Genomic DNA, 23,542 nt, shown 5'->3' with positions numbered 1-23,542 from the left:
TCACGACGCGCACGCTATCCTCATCATGGATCAGGCAGGCTGGCACATGTCCAACAATCTCATCGTGCCCGAAAACATCACCATCCTGCCATTGCCGCCGAAGTCGCCGGAGCTCAACCCGGTTGAAAACCTCTGGCACTTCATGCGCGACAACTGGCTCTCAAACCGCGTCTTCAAATCCTACGACGACATCGTCGATCATTGCTGCGATGCCTGGCGAAAGCTCGAAAGCCAGCCCTGGCGCATCATGTCTATCGGCCGCAGAGAATGGGCCAATGAGTTTTGATCAGTGAGGGGCCGTATTAGCCGGTTTCTCCATCCCTTTGTTCTGAGCGAAACTCCGGTGGACCGAACCAACGCTTCCCTTTCAAAGTCGGCTGTGCCGACCGTGATCTACCTTCTGCGCCACGGCGAGACCGTCTGGAACACCCTTGGCCGCTTCCAGGGGCAGCAGGATTCGCCACTAACCGGACGCGGGCTTGAGCAGGCGGATTTCGTTGCGCGGCTGCTATTGGAGGAAATGACGGACGATCCGCATACTGTCGAGCTGCACGTCAGTCCCCTCGGCAGAACACGGGAAACAGCGGAGCGGGTGCAGCGCGTGCTGCCGCTGGCGCGTCGCGAGGACGCACGCCTGATGGAGGTTTCCGTCGGTTCCTGGGACGGTCTGACGATGTTCGAGATCGACAACGAGTTTCCGGGCGTGCTCGACGGTTCCGACGCCTTCGACTGGTACTTTCGATCGCCGGATGGAGAGAGCTTCGACGCAGCCTGCGCCCGGGCAAAGAGCTGGCTCGCCGATATCGAGGGGCCGACGGTCGCGATATCCCACGGGCTCTTTGGCCGGTTGCTGCGCGGCGTCTATGCCGGCCTCTCCAGGCGGGAAATGCTGGAGTTGCCGGTTCCGCAGGATGGGTTCTACCGCCTTTGCGGCGGAACCTTCAGTCTCGTCAGCGGCTCGTCGGTGCGTGCCCCGTCACTGCAAACGCAGTAAACGGGTGCGCCCGGCGGGACGACATACCTTCGGCCTTCTGTCGCGTGCAAGGCGCCTACAAGATCCTCACAGATCGCGTGCCCACGTCTGGCCGGTAAGATCCTTGCCGAAGCTGTGATGCTGCTCTTCCTCGATCAGCGCGAAACCGGCCTTCTCATAGATGTGGCGGGCAGCGTCGAGGCCGGCATTGGTCCACAGCACCATGCGCGTGTAGCCCTGAAGGCGGGCGTGGCGCATGCATTCCTCGACCAGGCGGCGGCCGATGCCGAGGCCCCGCGCGCTCGGCTCGACATAGAGAAGCCGGAGCTTTGCCGTCGTTGCGTCGTGCCGGACGAGAAACACCGAGCCGACGATCTTGCCATCCTTTTCGGCGATCCAGCACCGGTCCGAAGCGGGGTCGTAGTCGCGCATGTATTTGACGATGATCTCGGCGACCAGGGCCTCGAACTCGGTGCTCCAACCGTATTCCTGCGCATAGAGCGCGCCCTGGCGATGGATGACCCAGCCCATGTCGCCCGGCTGCGGATCGCGCAGGATGTAGCCTGGCGTCCGCTCGTCGCGCAGCAGGCTCTCGATCTCGCCCATCGCGGCGACCAGTTGCCGCTGTTCCGGCACCGAGAGCTTTTCCAGCATGGCGACGACTTCGCGCTGGGAGGCATCCTCCAGCGGCTGGAACGTCGCGCGCCCCGCATCCGTCAGTTCCAGCTGTGCGACCCGGCCGTCCGTCGGCGAGCGTGTCTTTTCGACCAGCCCCTTCTTCTCGAAGCCGGCGATGACCCGGCTCAGATAGCCGGCATCGAGGCCAAGTTCGCGGCAGAGGTCGGTTGCCGTCAGCGCCGGCCGGTGCGCCAGTTCGTAGAGAATGCGAACCTCCGTCAGCGAGAAGGCGCTGGCGAGCAGGTGCTCATGCAGCAGGCCGATCAGGCGGGTATAAAACCGGTTGAAGCGCCGCACCGTCAGGGCGCGGTCGTCGATTTGTTGCGGAGACATGGCGATGCCTTCATAAATTTGCCTTTAGCATATAAATAGTTGTCTAAGGCAACTAATGTCAAGCGGAGACGGCACCGTGGGCCCCAAGGCTCGACGACCTGAACGGGAATCTGCTCTGACCCAGGCATGCTTGGCGAGCAGCTTACGAGAAGCCTCGACCGCTTGGTTCGCCGCTCCATGCCGCAATCGAATGATGCGCAGCGCCGGGTTGCTTCCGGACACTTGCTCCCTCTTGATTTGGTGAGTGCTAATTTAGATAGGCGATCGCGTCGCCGTGCGATAGTATCGGAGCGGGAACCCTCCTTGGTCCGGAAGCCCGGAACGGGCCGCTTTTCAAAGTGTTTGGCAAGCCCATGGAGCAGAGACTCGCCGCAGTGCTGGCGGCCGATATGGCCGGCTACAGTCGGTTGATGGAGGCCGACGAAGCGGGCACGCTTGCGCGGCTCAGAACCCACCGCATCGAGCTCATCGATCCGGCGATCGCCAAGAACAAGGGCCGGCTGATCAAGACGACCGGCGACGGAATGCTGGTCGAGTTCCAGAGCGTGACCGATGCGGTCAAATGCGCCGTCGAGATCCAGCAGCGCATGAAGCGGCGCAACAGTGACGTGCCGGAGGACCGGCGGATCGAATTCCGCATCGGCATCAATCTCGGCGACATCATCTTCGAGGACGACGACATCTTCGGCGATGGCGTCAACATCGCCGCGCGCATCGAGCAACTGGCCGATGTCGGCGGCATCTGCGTGACCGCCGCGGTGGCGACGCAGGTGGCCGACCGCCTCGAACTGCCGATCGAAGACCTTGGCGAGAAGATACTGAAGAACATCAGCCGCCCCGTGCATCTCTATCGCATCGGGCCCGAAGGCGTGATCCTGCCGGCTTCGCCTGACGAGGCCGATGCGAAAAGGGCCGTCTGCAAGCCGACGATCGTGGTGCTGCCGTTCGACAACATGAGCGGCGACCCGGATCAGGAGTTCTTCGCCGATGGCCTGACCGAAGACATCATCACTGCGCTGTCGCGCCGCCATGAGCTGTTCGTCATCTCGCGCAATTCGAGCTTCGTCTACAAGAACCAGCCGGTCAACGCGCGCGAGGTGGCCGCACGGCTCGGGGCGCAATACCTGGTGGAAGGCAGCGTTCGCAAGATCGGCGAGAGGGTGCGCGTCACCGTCCAGCTCATCGACGCGCTCAACGACGCCCATATCTGGGCCGACAAGTACGACCGGCAGCTGGACGATATCTTCGCCATTCAGGACGAGGTGACGGCGGCGATCGCCGCCACCTTGCCGGGCCGCGTCGAGGCCGCCCAGCGCGACCATCTCTCCCGGACGAAGCCGGCCAACATGGTGGCTTACGAATGCGCGCTCGCCGCCAAGGTGCTGCACCATCGCAGCACCGCCGCCGACAACAACCAAGCCCAATCGCTGATCGACCGGGCGGTGGCACTCGACCCCGGCTATGCCCATGCCCATGCCTGGCGGGCCTGCATCCTCGGGCAGGCCTGGGTCTACGGATGGTGCGCCGATAAGGACGCGACCTGGGTGGAGGTCAATGCCGAACTGGAACGGGCGCTGGCGCTCGACGACAACGACGCCGACGTGCACCGCATCTTGGCGGCCGTCAACGTCAACAACAACGAGCTGACGATGGCGCGCTATCACCAGGAGCGGGCGCTTTTCCTCAACCCCAACTACGACCTTGTCGTGGTGCAGCAGGGCGAACTCCTGACCTGGCTCGGACGGCCCGAAGAGGGGGTGGAATGGATCCTGAAGGCGATGCGGCTCAACCCGCATCATCCGGAGCGGTTCTGGAGCCACCTCGGCAAGGCCCATTTCGCCGCCCGCCAATACGGCGAGGCGATCGAGGCCTTCATGCATCTTACGAGCATGGACGAGACGCAACACGCCTTCGTCGCCGCCTGCCACGGCTGGCTCGGCGACAACATTGCGGCGAACGCGCACATGGAAAAGGTGCGGACGCTGGCGCCGGCGTTCGGGATCGAGCCGTTTCTTTCGACGCTGCATTATGCGCAGGAGAGTGATGCGCAGCATTTGAGGGAAGGGCTAGTGAAAGCGGGGGCGGGTTGAGCTGCCTCGACGCCAGGCGGCGGGCCATTGCGGGATGACGGTCGCCCGGTGGCGCCCGGAAAAACGACTATAGCTCGCCACGATTTTCTGGAATTTTGACCGCCAAAGCCGGGAAAACTGCAATTCCAGTTAGCGACGCTGGTCGCGTTTCTAGCGACCAGCCCCAGTTTCAGAGGCCGCTCAAATGGGCAGCCTTGAGAATTCGCCACGCATCAGCCTGCGTTGCTCGGTATCGGCGTGTTGAGCAGTTGTTGCTCCCACAGGAACGCGATGCCGCTACCAGCGGCATGATGCTTGAGCACGTCCGTCAGCTCGGCGGCATGCTGGGTGCGGGCCCAGTCGCGCTGCCATTCGGACGCCAGCGCCAGCCAGGTCATCATGTTCGCACCGGCCGCGATCATCCGTTGGATAGCGACCTCGTGAGCCTCGACCGAAGTCCCTCCCGAAGCGTCGGTGATGACCGTCACGTCCCAGCCTTCGCCGAGGGCCTGGATCACCGGCATCGCGACGCAGATCTCGGTCCACAGGCCGGCGATGATCAACTGCTTGCGGCCCGTCGCCTTGACCGCATCCACCACCTTCCGGTCCTCCCAGGTGTTGATGAACGTCCGGTCGATCACTTCCTGGCCCGGGAACACATCGGTGATTTGCGGGAAGATGAGACCGCCACGCTCAGCGATCACGCTGGTCAGGATGGTCGGTACGCCGAAGGCCTTGGCGGCCTTCGCCAGAGCCGTCGAATTGTTGACCACCATCTGCGGATCGTGGCTGTTTAGGTTTGCGAGCTGGTAGGGCTGATGGTCAATCAGAACGAGTACGGAATCCTCCGGGCGAAGAAGCGAAGCAAGGCCGTTACGAAAGGTCATGAATACATCCTCTGCTGCCGTTTTGTGTGAGGTCGGCTTACCGGCAGACATGCGCTGACAGCGGCGCTGCCTACGAAACGGACACTGCCATTCCCATTTTTGATACGGTAGCCTTCGTTTGTGCCAAGCTGTGTCGCGAAATGGGGAACGCCAAAGTGGATATCGAAGATCTGCGGACATTCGTGGAAGTGGCTGATGCTGGGGGCGTTTCGCCCGCCGCGCGGCGGCTGGGCGTCTCCAAGTCAATGGTCAGCCGGCGGCTCGTCCGACTTGAAGCGGAACTTGGCGTGCAACTTCTTGCACGAACAACCCGCGGCGCAGCTCTCACAGAAGCCGGGATCACGTTTCGGGACCATGCAGCCAGAGTCTGTGCCGAGATCGACATGGCAAGGGAAACGATCCTACCCGCCGGTGACCTTTGCGGCCGCTTGAGAGTTGCTGTGCCGCTTTCTTTCGGCCCGACCCACTTCGCGCCCGTACTCGCGCAAATGGCGCAACGCCACCCGCAGCTCCATATCCATGCCGCCTACAGTGATCGCTTCGTCGATCTCATCGCGGAGGGCTTTGATTGCGCGATCCGGGTTGGGTATCTCCAGGACTCTAACCTGGTCGCAAGACGCGTCGGGCCGATCTACGGGAAGTTGGTCGCGAGCCCGGACTATGTCAAAACGCATGGTTCCCCCGAGACGCTGGAGGAACTCGTCGCCCATCAGGCCCTCATGCAAGGAACGGAGGGCTGGCAATTTATGGATGGCGACAAGATCATTACGGTTTATCCGCGGGGGCGCTTCAAGGCCGACAACGCCCTAGCTCTCGCCGCCGCTGCATTGACAGGACTCGGCATCGCGTGGCTCCCCGATGGCGTCACCCATGAATATATAGCCTCCGGCGCGCTGGTTCCGGTCATGACACGCCATCCGCCACCTCCGGCAGGTGTATATGTTATCCGTCCGCCGGGGCAGCATCCCGCAAGGAAGGTACGTGTCCTCACCGAAATGCTGATCGAGTGTTTCGAACAAACTCCGGACCCTGCGGGCGTCGGTCTCTAAGGCACGAACGGTGCGCAGCCCCGGCCGATCTCAATCGATGTCAGGATGCGGGGATGATCGGTCGTGGCGAATGTCCACGTTGGTTTGGGGGCACTACGGCGCCGCGTTTTTTATCAGACGCCCAAAGGTCGCTGTAGCGCTTTGATTTGCTGCACGTCTTTGTCCTTAGATCGAGGTCGATTTAAGGAGACATGCAGTAGGGATAGCGCGGGATCTTCCGCTGACGATTCATCATCGCTGGCTCGACCTATTCCGCATCCGTTAGTCTGACGTGACCTAATTCCTCGAACATGCAAGTGATACGTCCATTGGTCAGGTGAGATCAGCCGCGGATCCCTCCAGCTCCACCCCCACACACCTCCCGCACACACAACCTTAACCACCGGTGCGCCGGATCCGCGTCGAGGCGGGGGTGCCAGATCAGCGAGATGGTGATCTCGGGCAGGGTGACCGGCAGGGGGAAGGTGAAGAGGTTTTCGCGGAGTGTTCCGGTGTAGCGTTCGGGGACGCTGGCGATGAGGTCGGTGGCGCGGGCGAGCGCCAGGGCCTCGGAGAAGCTGCCGACGGAGGCGGCGATCTCGCGTTTGAGGCCGAGGGGGTGAAGGGCGGCGTCGATCGGGCCGGTGTCGTTGCCGCGTCGGGAGACGTGGACGTGGCGGCCTCCAGCGTAGCGGGCGGGGGTGATCTCGCCGCTCGAAAACGGATGGCCTGATCGGACCACGCCGACGAAGCGGTCGTGGAAGAGGGCCTGTGCCCGAAGCTCCGGGCCTGTCGCTTCCCCAATCACGCCGGTTTCGAGGTCGACGCTGCCTTCGCGCAACGGGCTGCTTTCCCGGTCGAGTTTCTGCACGAAGCGAAGGCGCACGCCGGGGGCTTGCCTGGCTACGCGGGCAATCAGCGCCGGGCCGAAATTCTCGACGAAACCCTCGCGGTTCCTGAGCGTGAAGGTGCGGGCAAGCGTCTTCAGGTCCAGGCTTTCGGCGGGGCGGAGGCAGGCTTCGGCCGCCTCGACCAGCGGGCCGACGCGCCCTGCCAGTTCGAGCGCCCTTGGCGTGGGCACGAGGCCGCGGCCGGCGCGCACCAACAGGGGATCGCCGGTTGCGTCGCGCAGCCGTGCCAGCGCCCGGCTCATGGCGGATGGGCTGAGCTGCAGGCGCCTGGCGGCGCGGGCGACGCTGCCTTCGGAAAGCAGCACATCAAGGGTGACGAGCAGGTTGAGGTCGGGTCTGGTCATGGCCTTCCATAGCACGAATTCGACCATGATGCGGCGTCAAACGCACGAATGAAGTGCAAATGCTGCATCTTCCGCCCTATGTGTCAGAAGCTTAGGTTCTCGGGGAGCCGAATTGGAGGTTTCCCGATGATCCTATGCCGACTGGCGCCCATGGCCCTTGGCCGTTTTCCGATGTCCCCGATGCCCCGGTCCCATCGCATGGGATTGCCGCACAAACAGAGTCACGAAATCGCTCTAACGCTTTATTTTCAAGGGATTTTCTGTGCGAGAACTGCGCGTCGCACGGCCATGTGCGCGGGACGTGGCTGATGACCTCGACAGACACCACCATGCCCCCGACCGCTCTAGCGCCTTCCGTTCGTTGGGTGCTCGCCAGCCTCTCGCTTTCCATGCTGCTCTCCTCGCTTGGCACCAGCAGCGCCAATGTAGCCCTGCCGGCGCTGGCGGACGCCTTCGGTGCGTCGTTTCAGGCGGTGCAATGGGTTGTCCTTGCCTATCTCTTGGCGATCACCACGCTGATCGTCAGCGTCGGGCGGCTTGGCGATATCGTCGGCCGCAGGCGGCTGCTTATTGCCGGTGTTGCGCTCTTTACCACCGCCTCGGTCGTTTGCGGTCTGACACCAAGCTTTGCGCTGCTGATCGCGGCGCGGGCGGTGCAGGGCATTGGTGCCGCGATCATGATGGCGCTGACCATGGCCTTTGTCGGCGAGGCGGTGCCGAAGGCGAGGACCGGCAGCGCCATGGGTCTGCTCGGCACCATGTCGGCGGTCGGCACCGCGCTCGGGCCCTCGCTTGGCGGTGCGCTGATTGCCGGTCCGGGCTGGCGGGCGATCTTTCTCGTCAACGTGCCGCTTGGTCTCGTGGCGCTCTTTCTCGCCCGTCGGCATCTGCCGGCCGACCGGAAGACTGAGGGCAGGCAGCGCCCGCGCTTCGATGTGCCGGGCACGCTGCTGCTGGCGTTTTCGCTCGGCGCCTATGCCCTGGCGATGACGCTTGGGCGCGGCAGTTTCGGCGTGCTCAATGTCGTGCTGCTCTTGGCCGCGGCTCTCGGGCTTGGGCTCTTCCTGCTGGTCGAAACGAAGGTCGCCTCGCCGCTCGTCCGGCTGTCGATGTTTCGCGACCCCGCTTTAAGCGTCGGGCTTTCGACCAACGTTCTGGTCTCGACGGTGATGATGGCGACGCTGGTGGTCGGGCCGTTCTATCTCTCGCGCGGGCTCGGGCTTGATGCGGCGACGGTCGGGCTCGTCATGTCGGTCGGGCCGGTCATCTCGGCCTTTGGCGGCGTGGTCGCCGGCCGGATCGTCGATCGGCTGGGGGCGCGATCGGTGGTGACGGCCGGTCTCGTGGCGATGGTCGCGGGGTGTGCTGCTCTTGCGCTGCTGCCGGATCTCCTTGGCGTCGCCGGCTATATCGCGGCGATCGCGATGCTGACGCCCGGCTACCAGCTCTTCCAGGCGGCCAACAACACGGCCGTCATGGCCGACGTCGGCTCGGACAGGCGCGGCGTCGTTTCCGGCCTGCTCAACCTCTCGCGCAATCTCGGGCTCGTCACCGGTGCATCGGTCATGGGCGCGGTCTTTGCCTTGGCCGTGGCCGCAAGCGATATCGCCAAAGCCGCGCCGGAGGCGGTCGCGGGTGGCATGCGGGTGACCTTTGTGGTCGCGGGTGTGCTGACGGTGATTGCGCTGGCGATCGCGGCCGGGAGCCGGGTGTTGGGCGGAGCGAGCATGGGCTCTCGTAACGCCTCGTGACAAGGGACGGATGCGGGATCACGATGGTTTGGTCGTGCCAAACCACGTGCTCGTTCTCCTATCCCTTGCCGGCCCGGGATCAGGCGACCGGCGCGCTCGCAAGCCTGGCGCTGAGCGTCTCGAAATCCGGGACGAACCAGATGGAATTTCCCTTGTTCGTCTCGCGCACGAAATCGGTCAGCGCCTTGCTGCCTTCGAGCCTGGCGCTGATATCGCCGACGATGGCGAGCCGCATGCGGTAGTTGACGAACTTCTGGAACACGTCGCCGGCAATACGGGTCGAAAGATCGAGGAAATCGGCCCCAAGCCGTTCCACAGGGATCGCCACCAGGGTGGCCTCATGCGCCCAGGCGTCGCCGAGAAAATCATTGGCGTCGCCCGGCACCTTGAGAAGGGGGCCATCATTTGCGCATTTCAGCACGCGCGCGGTTCCGATTTCGAGAAGCTGTGTCATGCGTTCGGGATAGGGGATAAAGCCCTGGGTTGCAAGAGGGGTCGTGTCAGGCGCTGCGGCCGAGCAAGCGCCGCGTTCACCGTCCGTGAAATTCGCCCGACGTTTGCGCTGTTTGACTGGCTCGGGCGATCGGTCCTGAATCGATGTATTCTTTTAAACATAACGAATCTCGTAAAATTGTTTGTTCTTCGCGAGTTATTTCGGCGCGCGATCCGAGAGTTTCGGACGATTTTCCCGTTGGAATCCTGTTGTTTTGACCCAGATCAATGACCCGCTCAGTTCGCTATCTATTCTGCAACAGGATACATTCTTGTCATCTGCCGGTTACGGGATTGATTTTTATTTCGGGTGGCGCATCTTACCTTAGATTGTGTTGGGGGACGCAGAAATGCCAGAACTCGTTCAGCCACAGCCGATCGAAAGGCCGCCACGCTCGCGGCGTGCGGAGCTTCTCACCTTCCTCGTGCTCGCCTTCGGCATCTGGCCGATCGTCGCCGTCGGCGTCGTCGGCGGCTATGGCTTCCTCGTCTGGATGCTGCAGATCATCTTTGGCCCGCCGGGCCCGCCCGGGCATTGAGGCCGGCCATGGGCACAGAACCTCTTTCCCGCCGTGAACTCTTTACCGGCCGCGCTGCCGCAAAGCCCGTCCGCATCCGGCCGCCCGGTGTTTCGGAGGCAAGCCTTGCGGCCTGCACCGGCTGCGGCGCCTGCGGGGAACGATGTCCCACCGGCATAATCCGTCTCGCCGACGGTCTCCCCTTCGTCGACTTCGCGCGCGGTGAATGCACCTTTTGCGGCGCCTGCGCGGAAGCCTGTCCAGAGCCGGTGTTCGAGGCAAGGGACGTGCGGCGCTTCCCCCATGTCGCCGCGATCACCGACACGTGCCTGGCGCGCCGCAACGTCGCCTGCCAGTCCTGCGGCGAAAGCTGTCCCGAGCAGGCCATTCGTTTTCGCCCGCGCATCGGCGGGCCGTTCCTGCCTGAGATCAACGAAGCCAAATGCACCGGCTGCGGCGCGTGCCTTGCGGGCTGCCCGGTGAGCGCGATCGCGGTCAAGGCACTGGAAGCGGAGGTGGCTCATGTCTGAGGCCGCAACGGCAAAGGCGGGCACGCCCTATCACATTTCGAGCGCCGTGGTCGCCACGATGCCTGCCAGCACCGAGAGCATCCTTCAGACGCTGCAGGGAATGGAAAACGTCGAAATCCACGGCCATGGCGGCGGCAAGATCGTCATCGTCATCGAAGGCAGAAGCACGGGCCAGCTCGGCGAGTGCCTGACGAAGATCTCGCTGCTTGATGGGGTGATCTCGGCCAACATGGTTTTCGAGCATGTCGAAATGGAAGAGGAAAGGCCGGAGCCATGAGCGGACAACTGACGCGGCGTGACATTCTGAAAGCCCACGCAGCCGGCATCGCCGCCGCCACGGCCGGCATAGCGCTGCCTGCCGCCGCACAGCCGGTGCCCGGCGGTGTAAACGCGCTGGAGATCAAATGGTCCAAGGCGCCGTGCCGCTTCTGCGGCACGGGCTGCGGCGTGATGGTGGGCGTGAAGGAGGGCCAGGTCGTCGCCACCCACGGCGACATGCAGGCGGAGGTCAACCGCGGCCTCAACTGCATCAAGGGCTATTTCCTCTCCAAGATCATGTATGGCAACGACCGGCTGACGACGCCGCTCCTGCGCAAGCGCGGCGGCGCCTACGCCAAGGACGGCGAGTTCGAGCCGGTGAGCTGGGACGAGGCCTTCAACGTCATGGCCGAGCAGGCGAAGAAGGTGCTGAAGGAGAAGGGGCCGACGGCGGTCGGCATGTTCGGCTCCGGGCAGTGGACGATCTTCGAGGGCTATGCGGCGACGAAGCTGATGCGGGCGGGCTTCCGCTCCAACAACCTCGACCCCAATGCCCGCCACTGCATGGCCTCTGCCGCCGTCGCCTTCATGCGCACCTTCGGCATGGACGAGCCGATGGGCTGCTACGACGATTTCGAGAACGCCGATGCCTTCGTGCTCTGGGGCTCGAACATGGCGGAGATGCACCCGATCCTCTGGACGCGCGTCGCCGATCGTCGCCTCGGACAGCCGCATGTGCGGGTCGCCGTGCTTTCGACCTTCACCCATCGCAGTATGGATCTCGCCGACATCCCGATCGTCTTCAAGCCGGGCACGGATCTGGCGATCCTCAACTATATCGCCAACCACATCATCGAGACTGGCCGCGTCAACGAGGATTTCGTCAGCAAGCACGCCAAGTTTGCCCGCGGCGTCACCGACATCGGCTATGGCCTGAGGCCCGACAATCCGGTCGAGGTCAATGCCGCCAACTCCAAGGACCCGGGCAAGACCGAGCCGATCGACTTCGAAGCGTTCAAAGCTTTCGTTTCGGAATACACGCTGGAAAAGACCGTCGAACTGACCGGCGTCGAGCCGGAATTCCTGAAGCAGCTTGCCGAGCTCTATGCCGACCCCAGCCGCAAGGTCATGTCGCTCTGGACCATGGGCTTCAACCAGCATGTGCGCGGCGTCTGGGCCAACCAGATGGTCTATAACCTGCACCTTCTGACCGGCAAGATCTCCGAGCCCGGCAACAGCCCGTTCTCGCTGACCGGCCAGCCTTCGGCCTGCGGCACGGCGCGCGAGGTCGGCACCTTCGCGCATCGCCTGCCGGCCGACATGGTGGTGACCAATCCCGAGCACCGCAAGCATGCGGAGGAGATCTGGCGCATTCCGCACGGCATCATCCCCGAAAAGCCCGGCTATCACGCCGTGCAGCAGGACCGGATGCTGAAGGACGGCAAGCTCAACTTCTACTGGGTGCAGGTCAACAACAACGTCCAGGCGGGACCCAACACCGCCAACGAGACCTGGCAGGGCTATCGCAACCCGGACAATTTCATCGTCGTTTCCGATGCCTATCCGACGATCACCGCGATGAGCGCCGACCTGATCCTGCCCGCCGCCATGTGGGTGGAGAAGGAGGGCGCCTACGGTAATGCCGAGCGGCGCACCCATGTCTGGCACCAGCTCGTCCAGGCCCCCGGCGAGGCGCGCTCGGATCTCTGGCAGTTGGTGGAATTCTCCAAGCGCTTCATCACGGACGAGGTGTGGCCGAAGGAAATCCTCGACGCCAGCCCCGAATATCGCGGCAAGACGCTGTTCGAAGTGCTGTTCAAGAACGGCGAGGTCGACCGCTATCCGATCACCGACGTCAGCGCCGAGTACGACAACAACGAGGGCAAGGACTTCGGATTCTACATCCAGAAGGGCCTGTTCGAGGAATATGCCACCTTCGGCCGCGGCCACGGCCATGACCTGGCGCCCTATGACACCTATCACGAGGTCAGGGGCTTACGCTGGCCTGTCGTCAACGGCCAGGAGACGAAGTGGCGCTACCGCGAGGGCTTCGACCCTTACGTGAAGGCGGGCGAGGGCGTGAAGTTTTATGGCAACAAGGACGGCAAGGCGATCATCCTCGCCGTGCCCTACGAGCCGCCGGCCGAATCCCCCGACGAGGAATACGACACCTGGCTGGTGACCGGCCGGGTGCTCGAACACTGGCACTCGGGCTCGATGACCATGCGGGTGCCGGAACTCTACAAGGCGTTTCCGGGTGCACGCGTCTTCATGAATGCCGAGGACGCGCGCAAGCGCGGCATCAACCAGGGCATGGAAGTGCGCATCGTCTCGCGGCGCGGCGAAATCCGCTCGCGCGTCGATATCCGCGGCCGCAACCGCATGCCGCCTGGCGTCATCTTCGTTCCCTGGTTCGACGCGAGCCAGCTCATCAACAAGGTCACTCTCGACGCCACCGATCCCATCTCCAAACAGACGGATTTCAAAAAATGCGCGGTCAAGATCGTTCCCGTCACCCTCTAGGGTTTTTTCGGCTGAAGCGGATTTGCGGAAACGTCCTGTCTCTTTGTTTCGGGGCAGTTCCTCAGGCAAGACCGCTTCGCACCTTTGCTGGCCCGAAGCGGCCCGTCTGGATGGCGATGGCCGCGGGGCTGATGGTGTTCGTCACCACCGCCGCCGTGGCTCAAGTTGCGGAAAAGCTGGTGCCGCAGCTCGAAGGCCCGACGCCGCAGATGGCGACCGAAGCGGCGGCGCCGCTGCCGAAATGGGTGGTCGACGACAAGCGCAAGATGCGCGCCTATCCCGACCAGCCGCCGGTCATCCCGCATTCGATCGAGGGCTACGAACTTTCGGTCAATGCCAACCGCTGCCTTTCCTGCCACAAGCGCGAATTCACCCAGGATTCGGGCGCGCCGATGATCAGCGTCACCCATTACATGACGCGCGACGGGCAGATGATCGCCGACGTTTCGCCGCGGCGCTATTTCTGCACGGCCTGCCATGTGCCGCAGGCTGACACCAGCCCGCTGGTGCCGAGCAATTTCAAGGACATGAGCGAGTTGGGCTTCAAGCCGGCCGGAAGCGAGTGACATCATGATCGCATGGATCAGGAAACTTATCCTCTGGGCCTGGCACATCATGGCGACGCCGGCCGGCACGCTGGGCTTGGGCTTCCTCACGCTCGGCGGCTTCATCGGCGGCGTCATGTTCTGGGGCGCCTTCAACACCGCGCTGGAACTCACCAACACCGAGAAGTTCTGCACCTCCTGTCACGAGATGCACGACAACGTCTACCAGGAGCTGACGCGCACCATCCACTTCTCCAACCGCTCCGGCGTGCGCGCCACCTGTCCGGATTGCCACGTGCCGCACCAGTGGACCGACAAGATCGCCCGCAAGATGCAGGCGTCGAAGGAGGTCTGGGGCAAGATCTTCGGCACCATCAACACAAGGTCGAAGTTCCTCGAAAAACGGCTGGAGCTGGCCCAGCACGAATGGGCGCGCATGAAGGCCAATGACAGCCTGGAATGCCGCAACTGCCATTCCTCCGTCGCCATGGACCTGCAGAAGCAGACGCAGCGGGCGGCCGAGATCCACACCCGCTATCTGCTTTCCGGCAAGGCCACCTGCATCGATTGCCACAAGGGCATCGCGCATGAGCTGCCCAACATGGAAGGCATCGATCCCGGCTGGAAGATGCCGCCGGAACTCGAGGGCAAGAAGATGGCCAACCAGACGCCGATCGACGATCTGAGGCAGGCGCTGGCGGAGCTGCATCAGCAGGTGCAGTAGGGTGCTGTGGCCGAGGTTTTCGGTCGGAGAGAACGCACGATGACAGGGGCCATGCTGGCGCGGCGTGGCCCTTGTTCGTTCATTGGGCAGTGGGACGCCCATCAAGGCCTCCTCATTCCTGTGCCTGTCACAGGAATCCAGCCGCGCCGCGTCGGCGGCGCGAGAGATCTTCCAAATGTCGAGTGTTGGCACTCCATCTCCCGCCGTGCCGACGCACGGCGGCTGGATCTCTGTGACGAGCGCAGAGATGAGGGTGGAGGGTGCTGCGACCGCCGAGCCTACGGAGCCTACGAGGACGGCGGCAATGGACAGGCTGGCCTTGGCTTTCCGGTCGCCTCCCTCCACACCATCATTTTTCCTGAAAAATTTCGCCACCGATGTCGGCACCGTCGTTTCCCGTTCGTCATTTAGCCAGGGAGGCCCATTCGGCTTCCTCCACCGGAGCGGGATAGGAAAAAAAATCCGCGCGGGTCTTTCGCCCGCAAACCGCTCTCACTATCTGGGTTTCACCGCGCCGATACCCCCTTAGGGTCGCAACGACCGGGACCGGCGTGACAGAGGAGATTGGACGATGCGCGTAGTGGTCTTTGTAAAGGCGACCGAGGACAGCGAAGCGGGCAAGATGCCGACGACCGAGCTTCTCGAAGCCATGGGCAAGTACAATGAGGAACTGGTCAATGCCGGCATCATGCAGGCGGGCGAAGGCTTGCATCCTTCCTCGCGTGGCGCCCGCGTCGCCTTCGACGGGCCCAATCGACTGGTCATCGACGGTCCCTTCGCCGAGACCAAGGAACTGGTCGCCGGCTTCTGGATCTGGACGGTCAAGGACATGGACGAGGCGATCGCCTGGGTGAAGCGCTGCCCGAACCCGATGCCGGGCCCGAGCGAAATCGAAATCCGCCCGGTCTTCGAGATGGAGGATTTCGGCGACGCGGTGACGCCGGAGATCGCCGCACAGGACGAGCGCCTGCGCGAGAAGATCGCCAAGCAGTAACGGCACCTTTCCGCTGACTTCGCGGGTGGGCTTGCCCCTCTCCTCGGGTTTAACCCGAGGACTAACCCTCTCCCCGCCAAGCGGGGAGAGGGGACGAGCCCGGTTCGCGGCGTTTCGAACGCGGCCGCAGTCAGGGTCAAACGGGGTTTAGTTGGGGGCAAACCAATTAGCCCGGAGTGAAACTGTGGCGCTTGTCGTCGAGGCGAGCGGGCGCCACGCGTGCCCTTCTCCCCGCGCGCGCGGGGAAGGTGGCCGGCGGCCGGATGACGGGCAAGCCCTCACCGGGCGGATGAGGGGCAGCCGCAAGTGTTGGGCGGTGAGCGGGAAGAAGCAGCCCGCATGTCGGATGAGCGGCTACCACAGTGTCCGAACCGTGGCGCCGTTAGCGGTCCGCTCCGTCGGTTTCCCGTAGAGATTGTATTAACCATATTTGCTTACCTATTCTCAGGGGTTTCAACCGGAGTGGGGCAATGGTCAGGGCGAGCGGTTTCGTCATTTTTCTTTTATCAAGTGTTCAGTTTGCGGCCGCCGCGGATATCGACGGTCCGCTGGTCGGGACGCAGGACGCCTATGAAGTGCCGGTGGAGCAAGCATCAGGCGGCATCGTCGGCTACATCGAGGGCTCCTATGGCGCCGGCGTCGATACACCCGGCGATATCGATACGGATGCCTGGGACCTGCGCGGCGCCGTGAACTTCGATGCCGGTGCCGGCCTGAACCTGCAGGTCGATCTCGGCTACACGCGCGCTTCCTATGAGGATGCCGATACCAACAGCTATGACGGCGCGCTGCACGGCTACTACCGCAACGATCTCTATGCGGCAGGCGTCTTTGTGCAAGGCGCACGCCTCGACCCGGGTATCGGCGTCGACCTCAACGATTACATGGGTGGCCTCGAAGGGGCCTATTTCCTCGATACCTGGACGCTGCATGGTGCGGTCGGCTACGGCCAGGCGAGCGTGGAAGACTTCGACGACATCGACGCCGATCATTACATGGGCTCGCTCGGTGCCCGCATTTACGCTACCGACAACCTGCGCTTCGACGTCGACGGCTCGCTTCATCGCATGAGCGAAAACGACCTGGATTACGATCTGCGCAGCCTGAAGCTGACGGCCAACTACCGGCTGGACGCTTTCCCGGTCACGCTCTTTGCCGGCTACAAATACACCAATGAGGAGCTGTCGGGGCTGAGCGCATCGGTCTCCGGTGACACCAGCACCATCTTCGGGGGCCTGCGCTTCTCCTACGGTTCCGCGACGCTCAAGGAAGAAGAGCGCCTCGGCCCGGTCTGGTCCAGCAACCGCCTGTCGTTCTGATCGGCTGCTTGGCAGTCGCATCTCGTGCTGCCCCGCGAGTCGGGGCAGCTGATCGCAGCAAATGCCGCTAGCTCGCGTGAAATTCACACGGATACAATGCCTAGTAGCAATATTTAGTATGTGCTAACCTTCCTGCGCCATGAGGGCAAGAGGGAGGCGAATATGGACATGACACGTCGTGCCGTCGCTTTGGGAGGCGCTGGCCTGCTCGCAACGGTTTCAACTTTACCTGCGAATGCTCTGGAATCTCCGCTGATCGATCCGGTCGAGGCGGCTGACGATTTCTGGTTGGCGGTGGAAGCCTATATCTACGGCTATCCCCTGGTGACGAAGGAAATGACCCGACGGGTCGTCACCAATGTGGCGCAGCCCGAAGGCAGCAAGGGGCCGATGGGGCATATCATCAAGCTTAGGGAGTATCCGAACGCTTCGTTCAAGGATGTGACCGCGCCGAACGCCGATACGCTTTATACGACGGCCTTCGTCGACGTGGGCAAGGAGCCCTGGGTATTGTCGATCCCGGACATGAAGGATCGCTACTTCCTGTTTCCGATGCTCGACGGCTGGACGACGGTGTTTCAGGTGCCGGGCAAGCGGACGACCGGCGACGGGGCGCAGTCCTACGCGATCACCGGGCCCGGCTGGCAGGGTACCATTCCCGACGGCGTGACCGAGTACAAGTCGGCAACGAGCATCGTCTGGATCCTCGGTCGCATCTATTGCGATGGCTCGCCCGAGGACTATGCGGCGGTTCACGCGCTGCAGGATCAGTGCAAGCTTTCGCCGCTCAGCGCCTACGGCAAAGACTGGACGCCGCCGGCGGGCAAGATCGACCCGACCATCGACATGAAGACGGCGGTGCGCGAACAGGTCAACCGCATGGACGCGGTCGAGTACTTCACATTGCTCCGCGACCTGATGAAGACCAATCCGCCGACGGCTGCGGATGCGGAAGCGGTCGCCAAGTTCGCCGAGATCGGCATCGTGCCCGGCAAGGATTTCGACAAGAGCAAGCTGGATGCCGCTTTCATCTCGCGCATTCCCGCCATGGCGTTCCATCGCATCATGCTGCATTTCAAGTTCAGCGATGGCAACGTTCAGGACATCAATGGCTGGGGCTTTACCACCAAGACCGGCATCTACGGCACGGGCTATCTGCAGCGCGCACTGATCACGGCGATCGGTCTCGGTGCCAATCGTCCTCAGGATGCGATCTATCCGACGTCGCTGAAATCCAAGGACGGCCTTTTCTCCCGCGCCTACCACGGCGCCAACAAATACGTCATCACCTTCGCGAAGGGGCAATTGCCGCCGGTGCGCGGTTTCTGGTCGATCACCATGTATGACGAGGACTATTTCTTCGTCGACAATCCGCTCAATCGCTATTCGATCAGCGCACGCGTCAGCCCCAAGGCCAATGCCGACGGGTCGACGGAGATCTACATCCAGAACGAAACGCCCGGAGCTGACAAGGAGAACAACTGGCTGCCCGCGCCGAAGGGCAAGTTCATCCTGATGATGCGGCTCTACTGGCCCGACGACAGCCCGCCGTCCATTCTCGATGGCTCATGGGTCATCCCGCCGGTGAAGAAGGCGGGATGATAGAGGCGCTATAGGCCCTGCGTCTGCACGTGAAGGCGCAGGGTCTACAGCGCCGCGCGTCTTGTCAGACGCGCAAAGGTCGCTGTAGCACTTTGAATTGCTGCATGTTTTTGTCCTTCAATCGGGTACGATTAAAGGAAACATGCAGCAGCGATCAGGCCGCGGAGCCGCGCTTCGGCAGCACGAGGTCGCCGACCGTATAGGTGTGAAACTCGCTCCGGGAGACCTCGTCCAGCTTCCGGAACTTCTCCACGAACACCGGATCCGAAAAGAATTCGTCGACATTCCCGGTTCCCTGGATTGCCTCGACATTGACGACCGTCTGTCCGTCCGTGCTCTTCGCCAAGGTGCTCCACAGGAACCCTTCCTTCCGTTCGGCGACGTAGTGCACCACGTCCTGGATGATCGTGAAGGCTTCCTCCTGCTTGCCGGGGTGAGCGTGGATGACGTTGACGACAAAGGTCGTCGGAGCGGGGGACGCCGAGAAAGTGGGAGTAGGGATCGTTGTCATGGTTCTCTCCATTTGAACGTCGCGATGCATCGACCGCGACGGCATCTGGATATCGAGGGAAAAATAGCGGATAAACGAGCGGGTATTCTCATCACTTCGGAAAATAATTCCGTAATTGGCAGGCGATGGACAAGCTCGGAACGCTCAGCATTTTCATTCAGGTCGCAGAGGCAGGCAGCTTCGTGGCCGCCGGCCATCGGCTCGGCCTTTCGGGTTCTGCGGTCGGCAAGGCCATCGCGCGGCTCGAAGACGAGATGGGCGTGCGTCTCTTCAATCGGTCGACGAGAAGCATGGCGCTGACCGAGGACGGGAGCTTCTTTCTCGACACCTGTCGCCGCATCCAATCCGAATTCGAGGCAGCCCAGGCGCAGCTGTCGCGGTCGCACGCGACACCGCGCGGGCAGCTTCGTGTCAGCCTGCCCTTGGCCGGCATGCTCCTGATGCCGACCATATCGGATTTCATGCGCGCCTTTCCGCTGATCAACCTCGACCTCGACTTCACCGATCGGCTGGTCGACGTCATCGAGGAGGGCTTCGATGCCGTCATCCGAACGGGCGAGGTCAAGGATACGCGCCTCATGAGCCGCAAGCTCGGGACGTTCCGGCACAGGATCGTCGCGGCGCCGGAGTATCTCGCCGCGCACGGTCGGCCGAAGGTGCCGGAAGATCTGCTCGGGCATCGCTGCCTCCATCACCGGTACGCAAACTCCGGCCACCTCGAACCCTGGCCGCTCGTTCGTGACGGGCGCGAGGTCAAGCTCGATCTGCCCGTGACCACGGTTGCGAGCACACTCGAGCCCCTGATCTTCCTGGCGGAGCGATCCTTCGGCATCACCTGTCTGCCCCCGTTCGCCGTGTCTTCGGAACTGGCGGAAGGCAAGCTGGTATCGCTGCTGGAGGATTGCCTTCGCGAAACGGGCACATTCCGCGTGCTGTGGCCGACCAATCGATATCTCTCGCCAAAGGTCCGTGCCTTCGTCGACTTCATGGCCGCGAACCTGTTTGCCGAGTGACGGCTGACGCCTCGTGTTATTCCAGTCGTTGCTAAAGCGCGACAAATGGCAGAAGCTTCGTCTGCGCCCTTCGGGCCATGTGAGCCGGAGATGCAGACCATGACCGAAGCCTCTACCATGCAGCCGGCCCATCGCGGCGACGCCAGGATCTGCCGCGGATGCTGGGACCAGATGCACATGCCGATCCCCATTCGCGGGCCGCTGGCGCTGCCGTTTCGTGCCTTCGGCATCACCCGCAGCAAGATGAACCCGAACATCTGCACGATCTGCGAGCGCTCCTTCCGTTACGTCAAGAAGCAGAGTCACGTAGCGGCAAGCGCGACCATTCTCTTTGCCGACATCCGCGGCTTCACCCATTTGTCCGAGCGCATCGAGCGTTTCCGGCTCAGCGAAATCGTCAGCCTGTTTCAGGATCGCTGCGCTCAGGCGATCTGGGCGCATGACGGCATCGTCAACAAGCAGATGGGCGACGGGCTGATGGCGATCTTCAATTTTCCCATTATCAGGAAGGATCACGCGGAAGCCGCGATCCGGGCCGGGAGGGACATCCAGCGGCTCTGCGCGGCGGCACTTGGCAGCCTGCAGTTCGACGACCTCAAGGGAGAGACGCTCGGCGTCGGTGTCGGCATCCACTCGGGCGAGGTCGAGATCGGCGAGTTCTCGAGCTTCCGCAGCGATTTCACCGCGATCGGCGGCACGGTCAACCTGGCGTCGCGGCTTGAATCCCAGGCCGAGGCGGGCGAGATCCTGATCTCGACCGAGACCGCCGCTGAGGCGGCAGCGCTCACGATGGGCGCCGGAACCCGGCTGCTTGTCCTGAAGGGCATCGACCAGCCGGTGGAGGCGAGGGTGCTGGCGGCGCACTGATCCGGCGCACCGTTGCAACTGGAGGGAGCCCACGGAGGGAGATTGCACTGAGGCGATAGGGGTAGGCCCGGAGCAAGCTGCCAGCAGTTGGCGCGGATTTGCGCGACAACGTCCTTTGCACGGCTGCCGCTGCGCCCTTGGTGTCTCGTCGGGAAGGGAGCGACTCGATGACCATTGCGCACCATCAAGGCCCGGAACAGATGAAGGGCGAGCTGGAAGACAGCGAGCGGCTGCAGGCCATCAGCCTCGAACTGATCAAGGACGGGCGACCGCAGGCCGTCTACGAGACCATTTTGGATGGTGCGGCCGCCATCATGCGTTCGCAATTCGCCAGCCTGCAGATGTTGGATGCCGACCGGGGCCCAACTGGAGAGCTACGCCTGCTTTCCCATCGAGGCTTCAGCGACGAGGCCGCGCAATTCTGGCATTGGGTCAGCATGGACCGGGCTTCCACCTGCGCGCTCGCCCTGCGCACCGGGCGGCGCGTCGTCGTTTCGGATGTCGAAACCGCTGCGTTCATGCAGGGTACGGCGGATCTGGCCCATTACCGGCAGAGCGGGATCCGCGCCGTGCAGACCACGCCGCTCCATTCCCGCGTCGGAACGCTCATCGGGATGTTGTCGACCCATTGGGCGCATGTGCACCGACCGAAGGAGCGGGAACTGCGTCTCCTCGACGTGCTGGCACGACAGGCGGCCGACCTGATCGAGCGCGAGAAGACGGAGACGGCGCTTCGGGCGAGCGAGGAACGGTTGCGGACGGCGGTGGAGGTCGGGGGTCTGGGGCTCTGGGACTGGAATGTCCTAACCGGAGAGGTGCATTGGAGCGACGAGTATTTTCGCATGCTGGGTTACGGGGTGGACGAGGTGACGCCCAGCTATGAAAACTGGTCCGCGCGCATCCACCCGGATGACCGGGCGGAGACTGAGGCCTTGCTGCAGCACGCGCGGGAGGCCCGCACAGAGTTCGTCACGGAGTTTCGCACCCTGCATCCGAATGGCGCCGTTCGCTGGCTGCACGGCCGCGGCCGTTTCTTCTACGATCAAGGCGGGCAGGCGATCCGCATGGTGGGCGCGATGACCGACACCACCGAGCGGCGGCAATGGGAAGACCGCCAGAAGGCGCTGGTTGCCGAGCTGCAGCATCGCACCCGAAACCTCATGGCGGTTGTCCGGGCCGTTGCCGAAACCACCGCCCGCAGAGCCAAGGACCTGCCGGATTTCAGCGCGCATTTTCGCAGCCGCCTGTCGGCGCTGGCCAGGGTCCAGGGCCTGTTGTCGCGCCTGGCCAACCAGCAGCGGGTCACCTTCGATGAGCTGCTCCGGGCAGAACTGGCGGCGGTGGATGCGGATATGGGGCGTGTGCGGCTGGACGGTCCCAGCGGCGTGAAGCTGCGTTCGTCGACGGTGCAAACGCTGACCATGGCCCTGCATGAACTGGCGACCAATGCCGTCAAGTACGGTGCCTTGGGTCAGGCCGGTGCAGCACTTTCCGTTCGCTGGCATGTCGAGGCCGGGCAGGATCAAAAGCTCTGGCTTCACATCGACTGGCACGAAAGCGGCGTGCGCATGCAGCCGGCAGCAGATGCCGGCGAGGGCATCGGGCACGGGCGCGAACTGATCGAGCGGGCGCTGCCCTACCAGCTTGAGGCGAGAACGCGCTTCGCCCTTGGGCCGGATGGCCTGCGCTGCACCATCTCCATGCCGGTCTCCGAGCTCAACATGGCTCGATGAGGCAGGCTTCGACACTGTTCTGCAACCTTGCTCACCCACCGCGCGTGGGTGAGGGTTCGCGAGGGGGGGACGCGACTACCCGGCCAGAGGGGCTTCCATGAAGATGAGATGGTTGCGCAGTTCGGGAGGTGCTTTGTAGTAGGGTACGATCTCCTGGAATCCTAGGGAGCGGTAGAGGCTCAACGCCTCATCGTGGTTGCGGCCGGTATCCAGCCGCATGGCGGCATAGCCCCGCTCGGCAGCCACGCGCACGAGGGCCTCGGCGAGACGGCGGCCCAGCCCCAAGCCTCGGCCCTCGGGGCTGATGAACATGCGCTTCATCTCGCATGTACGTTCGTCGATCCGCTGCATCATCACACAGCCGACCACCTTTCCGTTCAGGCGGGCAACAAGAATCTCCCCATCTGGAGGCGAATGGATTTTCGGCAGGCTGTCCAGGAGTGCGGCCCATTGTTCCGGCGTGTAGTACCGGTCGACGAACCAGGCGTTTTCGCCATAGCGCGATCGGCACCAGTCAAGGAAGCCGTTGCACAAGGATCGAATGGCAGGAAAGTCGTCAGCTTCGGCCGGGCCGATCTCGGAGTTCTGTTCCATCGCTGCGCTCCACTCACGAATTCTGCATCGGAAAGCGGGCGCTCCGTCCCGAGTTCCGCGGCCACCGAAAGGGAGGCCACAGTCGGGCCGGGCTCAAGGACTTGTCCGCTCTGACGAATGTCGTGGTTTCTGCCGCAACTGTAGTCGAAAAAGGCCCTGTTGACCATTTGCCGGTGCTGAGCGCGGCGCGCTTCTGCTTCCGCAAAAACGGGGGGCTTGCCGCGTCCCGCCATCCGGTGTTAATTGCATGCCATCGCGAAAAGCGACTGCTTCCCTTGATCCGCTCAGTGGCGGAGTAAACAGGTGGACGAATCCACGTCCAGGCAGTCAAGCACACGCCATCCC

Annotated in this window: 23 protein-coding genes; 17 read left to right on the top strand and 6 right to left on the bottom strand. The window is 63.2% G+C overall.

The window, feature by feature from the left end; translation table 11 throughout:
• Nucleotides 1-286 (top strand): transposase (locus BLU35_RS23950; protein WP_176907396.1); only part of this gene is annotated, 286 nt, incomplete at its 5' end.
• 102 nt (nucleotides 287-388) lie between these two features.
• Nucleotides 389-994: a histidine phosphatase family protein gene (locus BLU35_RS23945; RefSeq protein WP_093234773.1), complete on the top strand. Its 606-nt coding sequence runs from the start codon at nucleotides 389-391 to the stop codon at nucleotides 992-994.
• Nucleotides 995-1,060: 66 nt separating this feature from the next.
• Here BLU35_RS23945 and BLU35_RS23940 read toward each other — a convergent pair whose 3' ends face one another.
• On the bottom strand, nucleotides 1,061-1,984 hold the full coding sequence (locus BLU35_RS23940) for a bifunctional helix-turn-helix transcriptional regulator/GNAT family N-acetyltransferase (protein ID WP_093234757.1): 924 nt from the start codon (nucleotides 1,982-1,984) through the stop codon (nucleotides 1,061-1,063).
• 353 nt (nucleotides 1,985-2,337) lie between these two features.
• Between BLU35_RS23940 and BLU35_RS23935 the strand changes: the two genes are divergently transcribed.
• Nucleotides 2,338-4,074: an adenylate/guanylate cyclase domain-containing protein gene (locus BLU35_RS23935; RefSeq protein ID WP_093234756.1), complete on the top strand. Its 1,737-nt coding sequence runs from the start codon at nucleotides 2,338-2,340 to the stop codon at nucleotides 4,072-4,074.
• A gap of 212 nt (nucleotides 4,075-4,286) precedes the next feature.
• Here the strand turns inward: BLU35_RS23935 and BLU35_RS23930 are convergent, their stop codons facing one another.
• Nucleotides 4,287-4,940 (bottom strand): hydrolase, encoded by a 654-nt coding sequence (locus BLU35_RS23930; RefSeq protein WP_025430698.1) that lies wholly within the window; start codon nucleotides 4,938-4,940, stop codon nucleotides 4,287-4,289.
• A gap of 155 nt (nucleotides 4,941-5,095) precedes the next feature.
• Between BLU35_RS23930 and BLU35_RS23925 the strand changes: the two genes are divergently transcribed.
• Nucleotides 5,096-5,989 (top strand): LysR family transcriptional regulator, encoded by an 894-nt coding sequence (locus BLU35_RS23925; protein ID WP_057254416.1) that lies wholly within the window; start codon nucleotides 5,096-5,098, stop codon nucleotides 5,987-5,989.
• Nucleotides 5,990-6,311: 322 nt separating this feature from the next.
• On the opposite strand, the gene BLU35_RS23920 is transcribed toward BLU35_RS23925, so the two are convergent.
• Nucleotides 6,312-7,223 (bottom strand): LysR family transcriptional regulator, encoded by a 912-nt coding sequence (locus BLU35_RS23920; protein WP_093234772.1) that lies wholly within the window; start codon nucleotides 7,221-7,223, stop codon nucleotides 6,312-6,314.
• A gap of 308 nt (nucleotides 7,224-7,531) precedes the next feature.
• Here BLU35_RS23920 and BLU35_RS23915 point away from each other — a divergent pair, with 308 nt between their 5' ends.
• Nucleotides 7,532-8,974 carry an MFS transporter gene (locus BLU35_RS23915; protein WP_093234755.1) on the top strand — a complete coding sequence of 481 codons (1,443 nt, stop codon included), beginning with the start codon at nucleotides 7,532-7,534 and terminating at the stop codon, nucleotides 8,972-8,974.
• 79 nt (nucleotides 8,975-9,053) lie between these two features.
• Here the strand turns inward: BLU35_RS23915 and BLU35_RS23910 are convergent, their stop codons facing one another.
• On the bottom strand, nucleotides 9,054-9,428 hold the full coding sequence (locus BLU35_RS23910) for a DUF4180 domain-containing protein (protein WP_057253813.1): 375 nt from the start codon (nucleotides 9,426-9,428) through the stop codon (nucleotides 9,054-9,056).
• A 388-nt stretch (nucleotides 9,429-9,816) separates the two neighbouring features.
• Here BLU35_RS23910 and napE point away from each other — a divergent pair, with 388 nt between their 5' ends.
• From napE to BLU35_RS23865, 9 genes are all read left to right on the top strand, one after another.
• On the top strand, nucleotides 9,817-10,005 hold the full coding sequence (gene napE / locus BLU35_RS23905) for a periplasmic nitrate reductase, NapE protein (protein WP_058322415.1): 189 nt from the start codon (nucleotides 9,817-9,819) through the stop codon (nucleotides 10,003-10,005).
• A gap of 8 nt (nucleotides 10,006-10,013) precedes the next feature.
• Entirely contained in the window at nucleotides 10,014-10,514 is a 501-nt protein-coding gene (gene napF / locus BLU35_RS23900) for a ferredoxin-type protein NapF (RefSeq protein WP_093234754.1), read from the top strand.
• Nucleotides 10,507-10,791 (top strand): chaperone NapD, encoded by a 285-nt coding sequence (locus BLU35_RS23895; protein WP_093234753.1) that lies wholly within the window; start codon nucleotides 10,507-10,509, stop codon nucleotides 10,789-10,791. The genes napF and BLU35_RS23895 overlap by 8 nt, the downstream gene beginning before the upstream one ends.
• On the top strand, nucleotides 10,788-13,295 hold the full coding sequence (gene napA / locus BLU35_RS23890; RefSeq protein ID WP_093234752.1) for a periplasmic nitrate reductase subunit alpha: 2,508 nt from the start codon (nucleotides 10,788-10,790) through the stop codon (nucleotides 13,293-13,295). The genes BLU35_RS23895 and napA overlap by 4 nt, the downstream gene beginning before the upstream one ends.
• A 110-nt stretch (nucleotides 13,296-13,405) precedes the next feature.
• Nucleotides 13,406-13,861: a nitrate reductase cytochrome c-type subunit gene (locus BLU35_RS23885; protein WP_058322419.1), complete on the top strand. Its 456-nt coding sequence runs from the start codon at nucleotides 13,406-13,408 to the stop codon at nucleotides 13,859-13,861.
• A 4-nt stretch (nucleotides 13,862-13,865) separates the two neighbouring features.
• Nucleotides 13,866-14,564 carry a NapC/NirT family cytochrome c gene (locus BLU35_RS23880; protein ID WP_058327128.1) on the top strand — a complete coding sequence of 233 codons (699 nt, stop codon included), beginning with the start codon at nucleotides 13,866-13,868 and terminating at the stop codon, nucleotides 14,562-14,564.
• Nucleotides 14,565-15,135: 571 nt separating this feature from the next.
• Complete coding sequence (locus BLU35_RS23875) at nucleotides 15,136-15,558, top strand: YciI family protein (protein WP_093234751.1); 423 nt, start codon at nucleotides 15,136-15,138, stop codon at nucleotides 15,556-15,558.
• Between the two features lie 470 nt (nucleotides 15,559-16,028).
• Entirely contained in the window at nucleotides 16,029-16,877 is an 849-nt protein-coding gene (locus BLU35_RS23870) for a porin family protein (protein ID WP_093234750.1), read from the top strand.
• 162 nt (nucleotides 16,878-17,039) lie between these two features.
• Nucleotides 17,040-18,479 carry a DUF1254 domain-containing protein gene (locus BLU35_RS23865; protein ID WP_093234749.1) on the top strand — a complete coding sequence of 480 codons (1,440 nt, stop codon included), beginning with the start codon at nucleotides 17,040-17,042 and terminating at the stop codon, nucleotides 18,477-18,479.
• A gap of 154 nt (nucleotides 18,480-18,633) precedes the next feature.
• Here BLU35_RS23865 and BLU35_RS23855 read toward each other — a convergent pair whose 3' ends face one another.
• Nucleotides 18,634-18,990 (bottom strand): antibiotic biosynthesis monooxygenase, encoded by a 357-nt coding sequence (locus tag BLU35_RS23855; protein ID WP_162765026.1) that lies wholly within the window; start codon nucleotides 18,988-18,990, stop codon nucleotides 18,634-18,636.
• A 125-nt stretch (nucleotides 18,991-19,115) separates the two neighbouring features.
• On the opposite strand from BLU35_RS23855, the gene BLU35_RS23850 reads away from it, so the two are divergent.
• The 3 genes from BLU35_RS23850 (at nucleotide 19,116) to BLU35_RS23840 (ending at nucleotide 22,603) form a co-directional block, all read left to right on the top strand.
• A complete protein-coding gene (locus tag BLU35_RS23850; protein WP_093234747.1) occupies nucleotides 19,116-20,003 on the top strand; it encodes a LysR family transcriptional regulator in 888 nt (295 codons plus the stop codon).
• Nucleotides 20,004-20,102: 99 nt separating this feature from the next.
• The gene (locus BLU35_RS23845) at nucleotides 20,103-20,870 is read left to right on the top strand and encodes an adenylate/guanylate cyclase domain-containing protein (RefSeq protein WP_093234746.1); all 768 of its coding nucleotides are present in this window, start codon (nucleotides 20,103-20,105) and stop codon (nucleotides 20,868-20,870) included.
• 167 nt (nucleotides 20,871-21,037) lie between these two features.
• Entirely contained in the window at nucleotides 21,038-22,603 is a 1,566-nt protein-coding gene (locus BLU35_RS23840) for a sensor histidine kinase (RefSeq protein WP_093234745.1), read from the top strand.
• 75 nt (nucleotides 22,604-22,678) lie between these two features.
• Here the strand turns inward: BLU35_RS23840 and BLU35_RS23835 are convergent, their stop codons facing one another.
• Nucleotides 22,679-23,197 carry a GNAT family N-acetyltransferase gene (locus BLU35_RS23835; protein WP_093234744.1) on the bottom strand — a complete coding sequence of 173 codons (519 nt, stop codon included), beginning with the start codon at nucleotides 23,195-23,197 and terminating at the stop codon, nucleotides 22,679-22,681.
• Nucleotides 23,198-23,542 lie beyond the last annotated feature (345 nt).

It is taken from the genome of Sinorhizobium sp. NFACC03 (genome assembly GCF_900103435.1).
Taxonomy (GTDB): Bacteria; Pseudomonadota; Alphaproteobacteria; order Rhizobiales; family Rhizobiaceae; genus Ensifer.
Note: the sequence above shows the minus strand (reverse complement) of the source record. Positions and strands in the feature narration are given on the sequence as shown.